Source organism: Methylobacterium sp. Leaf113 (genome assembly GCF_001423325.1).
In the GTDB taxonomy this organism is placed as follows: domain Bacteria; phylum Pseudomonadota; class Alphaproteobacteria; order Rhizobiales; family Beijerinckiaceae; genus Methylobacterium.
The window spans coordinates 24548-33230 of record NZ_LMNJ01000024.1 but is presented as its reverse complement, the minus strand read 5'-3'; the positions used below and the strand labels follow the sequence as shown (position 1 = coordinate 33230).

At 57.6% G+C, this 8683-nt stretch carries 7 protein-coding genes and 1 pseudogene; 5 read left to right on the top strand and 3 right to left on the bottom strand.

The genetic code is table 11. The features are described from left to right. Positions 1–183 precede the first annotated feature (183 nt). Both ASF60_RS26235 and ASF60_RS15545 read left to right on the top strand, forming a co-directional pair. Positions 184–315: pseudogene (locus tag ASF60_RS26235) on the top strand (hypothetical protein); the annotation flags it as partial. A gap of 166 nt (positions 316–481) precedes the next feature. After that, positions 482–1864, top strand: a complete 1383-nt coding sequence (locus ASF60_RS15545; RefSeq protein WP_056186726.1) for a class II 3-deoxy-7-phosphoheptulonate synthase — start codon at positions 482–484, stop codon at positions 1862–1864. Between the two features lie 61 nt (positions 1865–1925). Here the strand turns inward: ASF60_RS15545 and ASF60_RS23805 are convergent, their stop codons facing one another. After that, positions 1926–2987, bottom strand: a complete 1062-nt coding sequence (locus ASF60_RS23805) for an HD-GYP domain-containing protein (RefSeq protein WP_082503734.1) — start codon at positions 2985–2987, stop codon at positions 1926–1928. A gap of 811 nt (positions 2988–3798) precedes the next feature. Here ASF60_RS23805 and ASF60_RS23800 point away from each other — a divergent pair. Genes ASF60_RS23800 through ASF60_RS23790 form a run of 3 tightly spaced genes read left to right on the top strand, consistent with a single transcriptional unit; the run spans position 3799 to position 7044 of the window. After that, a complete protein-coding gene (locus ASF60_RS23800) occupies positions 3799–4881 on the top strand; it encodes a glycosyltransferase family 4 protein (RefSeq protein ID WP_082507983.1) in 1083 nt (360 codons plus the stop codon). Then, positions 4874–5986 (top strand): glycosyltransferase, encoded by a 1113-nt coding sequence (locus ASF60_RS23795; protein ID WP_082507982.1) that lies wholly within the window; start codon positions 4874–4876, stop codon positions 5984–5986. The genes ASF60_RS23800 and ASF60_RS23795 overlap by 8 nt, the downstream gene beginning before the upstream one ends. Then, positions 5983–7044 carry a glycosyltransferase gene (locus ASF60_RS23790; RefSeq protein WP_082507981.1) on the top strand — a complete coding sequence of 354 codons (1062 nt, stop codon included), beginning with the start codon at positions 5983–5985 and terminating at the stop codon, positions 7042–7044. Before ASF60_RS23795 ends, ASF60_RS23790 begins: the two co-directional genes overlap by 4 nt. 16 nt (positions 7045–7060) lie before the next feature. Here the strand turns inward: ASF60_RS23790 and ASF60_RS15530 are convergent, their stop codons facing one another. Both ASF60_RS15530 and ASF60_RS15525 read right to left on the bottom strand, forming a co-directional pair. Continuing rightward, positions 7061–7912: a glycosyltransferase family 2 protein gene (locus ASF60_RS15530; RefSeq protein ID WP_056186735.1), complete on the bottom strand. Its 852-nt coding sequence runs from the start codon at positions 7910–7912 to the stop codon at positions 7061–7063. Continuing rightward, positions 7912–8658, bottom strand: coding sequence for a PIG-L deacetylase family protein (locus ASF60_RS15525; RefSeq protein WP_056186716.1), 747 nt, complete (start codon positions 8656–8658; stop codon positions 7912–7914). Before ASF60_RS15525 ends, ASF60_RS15530 begins: the two co-directional genes overlap by 1 nt. Between the last annotated feature and the right edge of the window lie 25 nt (positions 8659–8683).

The window sequence follows — 8683 nt, the reverse complement described above, 5'->3', positions numbered from 1 at the left end:
GCCAGAACAGGTCCGCCATCGCCGCCTCCGTGCTGCAAACGGCGGCTCTGAATCACAAAACCAGAATTCTCGCAACGTCTTGGTTCGGTTCACACCCTAGGGAAAGAATCACCAACCAGATGTCGATGCTACCCAGCGTGAGTCCTGCTCAGCGGGGCCGGTTAAAACCGCAGTTTAACATACGAAGAGATTGAGAGGTCGCTACCACGTTGGAACATCACGATAGATGGTCTTGAGAATGTCTTCTGGATTTTGTCCGCGTATGGAATTTCTATCGAAGACGGTGGTCCGTCCGGTAATCAAAAAAGCATCTAAAGTGGAGGGTGATTTGGGCCTGCGCTATGGAGCCGGTACGCGTAGCTCGAATGTCTGCTGCGTCTCATCCCTCTCTCGCCACCATGGAAGAACCGCTTTATAAGCCGCGCTTTACGCGGGGTTTGTTGCCACGCGGAGCCGACCGAAAGGCGGAACGGAGACGACAATGGCTGAGCGTTGGACACCGAAGACCTGGCGAAATCTGCCGATCCAGCAGGTTCCCGCTTATCCGGACGCCGCTGCCTTGCATGTTGTCGAATCGCAGCTCGCAAGTTTTCCTCCGCTCGTTTTTGCAGGGGAAGCTCGGAAGCTGAAAGCCGCCCTGGCGCGAGTCTCGTCAGGCGAGGCGTTCCTTCTTCAGGGCGGCGACTGTGCAGAAAGCTTCGACGAGCACTCCGCCGACAACATTCGCGATTTCTTTCGCGTATTCCTTCAGATGGCTCTGGTGCTTACCTTCGCAGGCGGCTCTCCCGTGGTGAAGGTCGGTCGTATCGCTGGTCAGTTCGCAAAGCCTCGCTCTTCGCCTACCGAGACGATGGATGGCGTGACATTGCCGAGCTACCGCGGCGACATCGTCAATGGACTGACATTCACGGAAGAGGCACGCGTTCCCGATCCGCGCCGACAGCTTGAAGCGTACCGTCAGTCCGCAGCGACCTTGAACCTTCTTCGGGCGTTTGCGACCGGCGGTTATGCGAACCTAGAGAATTCGCATCGTTGGATGCTCGGGTTTGTGAAAGATTCTCCGCAATCGTCACGATATGCTGATTGCGCAGAGCGGATGACTGAAACTCTAGACTTCATGCGAGCTATCGGCATCAACCCAGAAACACATCAGGAGGTCCGCACGACGGACTTCTACACAAGCCACGAGGCCCTCCTGTTGGGTTATGAAGAGGCTTTGACACGGGTCGATTCTACCACCGGGGACTGGTATGCCACTTCTGGTCACATGTTGTGGATCGGCGATCGCACGCGCCAACCGGATCACGCCCATGTCGAGTATGCGCGCGGTGTCAGAAATCCGATCGGCTTGAAATGCGGGCCTTCAATGACCGCAGAAGGTCTGATAACGCTAATTGACAAGCTCAATCCGTCGAATGAGGCTGGCCGTCTCACGCTCATCTGCCGCTTCGGGGCCGACAAGGTTGGTGAGCATTTACCGAAGTTGATCCGAGCAGTTGAGCGAGAGGGGCGCAGCGTAGTCTGGGTTTGCGATCCGATGCATGGCAACACGATCTCCGCCGGAGGCTACAAGACCCGTCCCTTCGAACGTGTGATGCAGGAGATCGAGAGTTTCTTCGGCGTTCATCGTGCCGAAGGCACAGTCGCGGGTGGCATCCATCTGGAGATGACCGGGAAGGATGTGACTGAATGTACCGGTGGCGCCCGGGCTTTGACGGCGGAAGATCTACGCGATCGGTATCACACCTATTGTGATCCGCGGTTGAATGCCGAACAAGCGCTGGAAGTCGCGTTCCTCACGGCGGAACTCGTGAAGCGCGAACGCTCGACGATTGAACGTCCACGCCTTGATGCTGCTGAATAGTAACTGTGGTAGAACAGGATCGACTAGTCCAATTTCAGCTAGCCGATCCTGCTTTTTGACATTAATTGGCAGCTCGAAGCATTGCATCGGCGAAATGATGCACAAGGCTTGCCTCCAGCTTTCCTGTCATGCTGGTCAGGATGGCAATTGCTTCGCGCGCTGGCATCGGCTCTTTATAAGACCTTCTTTCGGTCAGTGCCGAGAAGATGTCGCAGATCGTCAATAATCTGACTGTATCGCTGATCTCATTGCCAATCAGACCATCTGGATAGCCGGAGCCATCGAGCATTTCATGATGATGGCGCACCGCACCTAGTGTCGTGGCATCACATCCGCTCTTACAAAGGATATCATAGCCGATGACTGGATGAAGACGCATGATTGCTACTTCGTCGGCGTCCAGACGGCCGGGCTTGTTGAGAATCTCGAGAGGGATCTGCGCCTTCCCGACATCGTGCAGCAGTGCCGCTCGGACGAAGTGTTCGCGATCTTTGGCTCCAAAACCAAGATGCAAGACGAATTGTGCAGCCACGCCGGCGACGAGGAGGCAATGTTGATAGGTCGCGTCGTCGTGCGTCCACACAGTCTCTAACCACCGGGTCAACCCGTTTTCTTTCACGGCCGCAAGAATTGGATCAAGGCCTGCATCGACCTGGACGAGCGAGATTGGTCCACCGGTCCGGACTCCTTCGAAAAGGTCGGTCAGAACTTCCCGCGCGCGCGATACATTTTTGATGATGGGCTGAGCGAGGACGTCGGTCTCCCTCTCTGTGATTTCCGCGAGAAGAGCTTGAGCAACAATATGCGGAGCGGTGTAAGCAGGGAAGCAAATGGTAGCGCCGAGGTCTCGTGCTTGACGGAGATCCTGATCTGTTGTCGACCGCAACAAACAAACAACCGGTAGCGCGCTATCACCCTTCCGGCGTAGGAAGGCCCGGAGTCGATTTGCTGCCTCGCGCCGACTCAGTGTCATGTCCGAGACAATGGCGCGGGGTGCCACATCGAAAGGCTGCTCCTGACCAACGCTCAAGACTTCGCAGCGTCCAATCGCTTTGATCAGTGTCTCTAAAGCAACGCTACGGTCTGGCCGGTCGGTAAGTAGATAGATGGCCGCGTCCACCATGGCGTCCTGATTTCCTAGCTCAACTCTCAATTTCTAAATTGCTTAACGATCCAACACGACCTGGAAAAAACGCATTAATCAGCTAAACTCGATTTCAAAACAGCGAAGATGGATGTCCTAAATTATAATGGAGCAAGAATATTTTATGCTGGCGAAAGTCAATTCATAAAGTATGGCAGGGGCCTCCGTCTGAGATCGTATCCAGAGAATAAACTAGAATCGTTTTCGGACTGTGAATCTTTTTGCATGCGTCGACACAGAAAATGATATTCCATTCAATCTGGCAACCTGAAATGAGGCAATGGAAACTTGTCGATCAATAGACATAAAAATTCTTCATCGAGAAAAATAAGTGTATAGCATGCACATAGTAAAAAACTATTGGTTGTTTATATTCAACTTGTGATATTTTATAATTCAATCATTCAAATGATAAGCGTTGCATAATTCGTGATATATTGAAACTAAAACGGTATCTTTAAGTGATTTCTATTCACAATTAAATAATACATAAGAAATGCTGATTTTATATCAATAAATACTATCTAAAAAATAGCTATATTGGTCAAAACGTTTCAAATACAGTGCGGCAAATGATTTGCCTTGTGGTCATATCTCCGCCGGGCAATCGGCCGCCCACCAAATTTCGACGGTGGTCCACCACATACAGATCTTGCTTCTTGTTCACGTTACGTTGTGGTTCGGCATGGCCTAGTACGCCGCGCCGACATCCAAGTGATGCGCAAAAACCATGGTGCGGGTGAAGTTTCATTCTCACACGTCAATTCCTCGAACATCGCGTCCGCATCCTGTGAAGATCGCCATCATCGCGCATCTGAAGTTTCCGATCGCCCAACCATTTTCGGGAGGGCTGGAAATGCACACACATCTACTCGCATCCGCGCTTCAAGCCCGAGGACATGCGGTCACGTTGTACGCATCGGAGGGGTCCGTCGGTAGCTTCGCCCTTGTTCCGGTATGTGCGCCGACGGGTTGCGCGTTCGACGATGTCTCGGAGGCTCGCATCGATGCGACAGAGCACGCCGCTTACGTCCGGATCATGGATGCGGTCGCCGCAGAGGGCTTCGACCTCGTGCATAATAACAGCCTGCACTTCTTACCGCTTCTGCGAGCTGGCGAACTCCCGTGCCCCATGGTGACAGCCCTCCATACCCCTCCGTTCGAACCATTTGTTCGGGGTGTACGGGCGCGGGCGCGAGACATGGCGTTTGCTGCGGTTTCGCCCTCGCTCGCGCGGGAGTGGTACGATATCATCAGTGAGCCGCATGTCATCGGAAATGGCATTGATCTCAGCGCCTTCGTCTACTCCGCGCGCCCTTCGGGCGAGCCACACGCGATCTGGATGGGGAGGCTCGTTCCCGAAAAAGGAACGCACCTCGCCATCGACGCTGCTCGAGTTGCAGAGCTGCCGCTGAAATTTGCTGGTCCACGCTCGAATCCGGCCTATTGGGATGCCGAAATTGCCCCCCGGCTCGGAGACGACGTCACTTATCTCGGTCACCTCGGACACGATGATCTCGCACGTTGCGTAGGAGAGGCCCACGTCGCTTTGTGTACGCCTCGTTGGGAAGAGCCTTTCGGGCTCGTGCTAGCTGAATTTCTCGCGTGCGGAACGCCGGTTGCAGCGTTCCGTCGTGGTGCAATTCCAGACATCCTGGATTCCTCGTGTGGGGTGCTGGCTGCTGCGGATGATGTTGCAGATCTCGGCTTTGCCGTGACGCAAGCGATACAGCTTTCGCGTACCGACTGCCGCCGCCGAGCGGAGCAATTGTTCGATGCCGAGACGATGACCGATCGCTACGAGGGCCTTTATAGAAGCGAGCTTGGACGGATTCCGAAGGCCACGATCGCTGCCCGTGTCAGCAATGGCTGAGCTTGGCACCTCTTTGGCACGAGCTGTCGTGTGCGTGCCCGCTCGCAACGAGGCCGATACATTGCCGCGCCTTTTGCGATCCCTTGATCGACAGAAGGGTGTCTATGATGGCGCACGCCTGCGTGTCGTCGTCGTGGCTAATAATTGTACCGACACCACCGTCGAGACTTTAAAGGCTCTGTCCGCGCGCTCTGAGCTTGTTCGCATCGAGTTGCGGGTTCTTGAGGTTACCATCCCATCGGAACAAGCACACGTAGGCACTGCGCGTCGTCGAGCTCTCGATGCTGGTGTGGACTGGTTGGACCGGGACGGTGTCAAGAACGGTGTTCTTCTAAGTACCGATGCTGACGCGATCGCGCCGGAAAACTGGGTGATTTCCAACCTGCGAGCGCTGCAGACAGCGGAACTCGTGGGCGGCCGTCTGGTCATTAATAGCGACTTTGCAACCGAAGACCCGCGTCTGAATCAAATCCATGCGAAGATTGAGCGATATTGGTATGCTGTTCGCCAACTCGAAGAGGTCCTTGATCCACCGTTTCACGATCCAGCACCCCGGCACGGTGATCATGTCGCTGCGAGCCTGAGCTTAGGTGCGGATTTATATCGTCGGGTTGGAGGCATGCCGACGCTTCCCTGCGGCGAGGACAACGCTTTGGTCTCGCGGGTGCGCTGGTTTGGCGGCCGGGTTCGGCATTGCCCAGACGTCTGGATTTCGGTCTCCGATCGCGGCGTTGGGCGTGTGATCGGTGGAATGGCCACAGAGATGATACGCCGCTCGCGTGTTGCCGACGGCCGTGAAGCCTATCTTCTGCCGGATGCAAACCATTGGCGAACCTTGATTCAGAGACGCCAGAAGTTAGCTCAATGCTTCGATGATCCTGTCCGCATGGTCCCAGCCTTGAAAGCGTTCGGGCTCTCTCAGGACGATGTCGCATCTCTCGATCTCGTAGAATGTCCCAACGCGATTGCGCTTGTGGAACGGGTCGAAGCCGCGATTGGGGAGGGAATTCCCCCAGCGGTTCCAGTGCCTCTGGAATTAGCGCTCGCAAACCTCGAGGAAATGCTGGCCGAACTTCGATCATTGTCCGACCCGCGAATGTCATGAGCAGGAGACCAATCGGTTATTATGTTCATCATCAGGGCGCTGGCCACTGGCAGCGTGCATGTCTGATCGCAAGCGCGCTTGACCGTCCTGTGACATTGATCGGAACGTTTGCCACGAATGACACAGAGGCCGCGCCTGTTCCCGTCCTCGATTTGCCGGACGATCGCGTTGGCGTGTCCTTTGACGGGCAAGACGGAGCAGATACCCGTCCCCTAGGTCTGCACTATGCACCTGTCTGTGCTGACAATGTCCGGACGCGAATGGGTCAGTTCGCTACGTGGGTTGCTGAGGCCAATCCAGCCCTGATCGTCATTGACGTCTCAGTTGAAATCACCCTGTTCGCCCGCCTGATGTCTGTCCCGACATTGGCGGTTCGCCTAGCCGGAACGCGCAGCGATATGCCCCATCTGGAGGCTTTTCGCGCTGCCGATCGATTGCTGGCGTTTTTTCCGGTGGAACTCGACTCGCCTACAACACCTGACTGGGTTCGTGCGAAAACATTTTACACCGGCCTGCTCACATCGGAGAGGCCCACAACGCCAGTTGCAAACGAAGATGGTTCGATCTTGGTCATCTATGGGCGCGGTGGCGCTGCCGGTAGCCTGAGAGATCTGGCGGCCGCAGCTCGAGCGGTACCCGATCGTCCATGGCATGTGCTTGGGCCGACAAGTGGAAGCGCATCGGATTTGCCACCGAATCTCCACCATCACGGATGGGTTGCCGATCCGACTCCATTCATAGAGCGGGCCACTCTGGTCGTCGGCGGTGGTGGCGACGGCGTGGTCTCCGCCGTCGCTGCAGCGGCCAAGCGCTTCATCTGCCTTCCCGAACCCCGACCTTTTGATGAGCAATTCGAGAAGTCTCTCGCGCTGTCAGACATGGGGGCAGCCATCCATTGTCCGATGTGGCCCAGCCCCGAAGCATGGCCGGAACTCGTCAGGGCGGGCCTCGACCTGAATCCAGCCGTGATCGGTGGACTTGCACGACCGGGCGCGATCTCGCGGACTGCTGGCTTCATCATGGAAGCGGCTGAGCGAGCCGACAAGAGGCGCTGTTAGCCCGATTATCGGTGATTTAGAAAGGCTGGTCTGACGGAACACGCGCGGCGACGATCTCGTCCGCTGTTGGCAGGCGCAGGACTGTGATGGCATTGCGCCAATCGGGGTTAATCAGGCCGCGGCCTGCGAAGCTATCGAGCCAGCCATCCATCGGCCAGAGCCCGTGCCGCGCTCGGAAGCGCGACGCGTTGCGGATAATGTCGGCAAAATACTGGAGGGGTGGATCGCAGGCGCCGTGGTGCTGGTGAAAGGCTTGTCCGCTGGCGCTGAACAGCACCGGGATGCCCAGAGCATCGGCGCGAAAAGCAAGATCCGTATCTTCAGCGCCGTAGCCGTCGAAACCCTCGTCGAAGCCGTTCAGGCGATCGAAAGTGGCCGTCCGGACCCCGAAGGCGAGCGACCAGAACAATCCGGGATTGTCGCTGCGTGCCATTCCGTGGGCTGGAAAGTGTCGGACGGGATGAGGATGGCCCGCCGCCCGCAATCCGACCTCGGTCCAGCCATCCATGACCGATCCAGCCGGTAAGTATCGGATTTCACAACAGATTAGACCATCGGCCTCGCCCAGATCAGCGCTCAGCCGCGGGACGAGATCCGCCGAGGGAATGCAGTCGACGTCGAGGAAGATCAGGTGGTCGGTTGCAGTGGCCTGCCGTCCAGCATTGCGTGCCCGAGCCAGCGGCAGGCCTGGGCTGTTCAAGACGATGCGGCGAATTGGGAAGCCGTAATCAGGCAGGGGCGGGGGCTCGGCGCCCATTTCGACGACAATGCAGGCCTCCGGGTGAGGCCCCCGGGCAACGCCTTCGAGAAGGCGGGCGAGATGGGCATCGCGACCCTTGTTCAGGGTGATGAGGGTGGTGCCGGCGATCACGGGGTGAGGCCGTCCATGGCGACAAAGATCTCGTAGGGACCAGTGAAACGCGCGATCATCTCGGGTTCGAGGCGAAACCCGGTGGGATCGTCGGCGATGAGATCGGTGGTTTGGGAGCGGTGAGCGCCGATTGCGGCCGTCTTGGCGGCACGGTGGACTGTGACATCGACCCGGAAACCGGTCGGGCCGGGGCCGACCTCGGTTCCTTCGGGAAGGGTCCAACCCCATACAGGATAAGCGAAAATCCGGATCGGGCCGAGCGCTGGCCGGGCGAGTCGGACGAGGGCTGCGGAGGCCTGATGGTCGCAATGGGGATCGTGTCCCCAGGTGACGCAGACGGCGCCGGCATCGGCGTCTTGGGCGATCGCGGCGATCCGCTCGGCAGCGTCTTCTGCCACCGGACCGGTGCTTGGGACCCCGGCATCGGGCAGGCGCAGGAAGGTCACGGCCTCCGCTGGAACGCCCAGTATACCAGCTGCGTCGACCAACTCCGTTTCGCGGAGGTCACGCAGTTTTTCGGGGGGATACAGTGCCGAGTGCGTATGCGAGCCGCAGCCGTCGCTGACGATGACAATCCGCACGTCGCGTCCCCGGGCACGAGCCTCGGCGATGATGCCACCGCAGCCGAGGCTCTCGTCGTCCGGATGGGGAGCCACCACGACGAGGCCCTTGCCGTCGATCAGAGCGTCAAGATCCGCAACCGGCAGGCGCTCGGCGGCGGCGAGGAAGGCATCGGCATGCATCGGTTGGCTCGAGGTCGGCGACAGC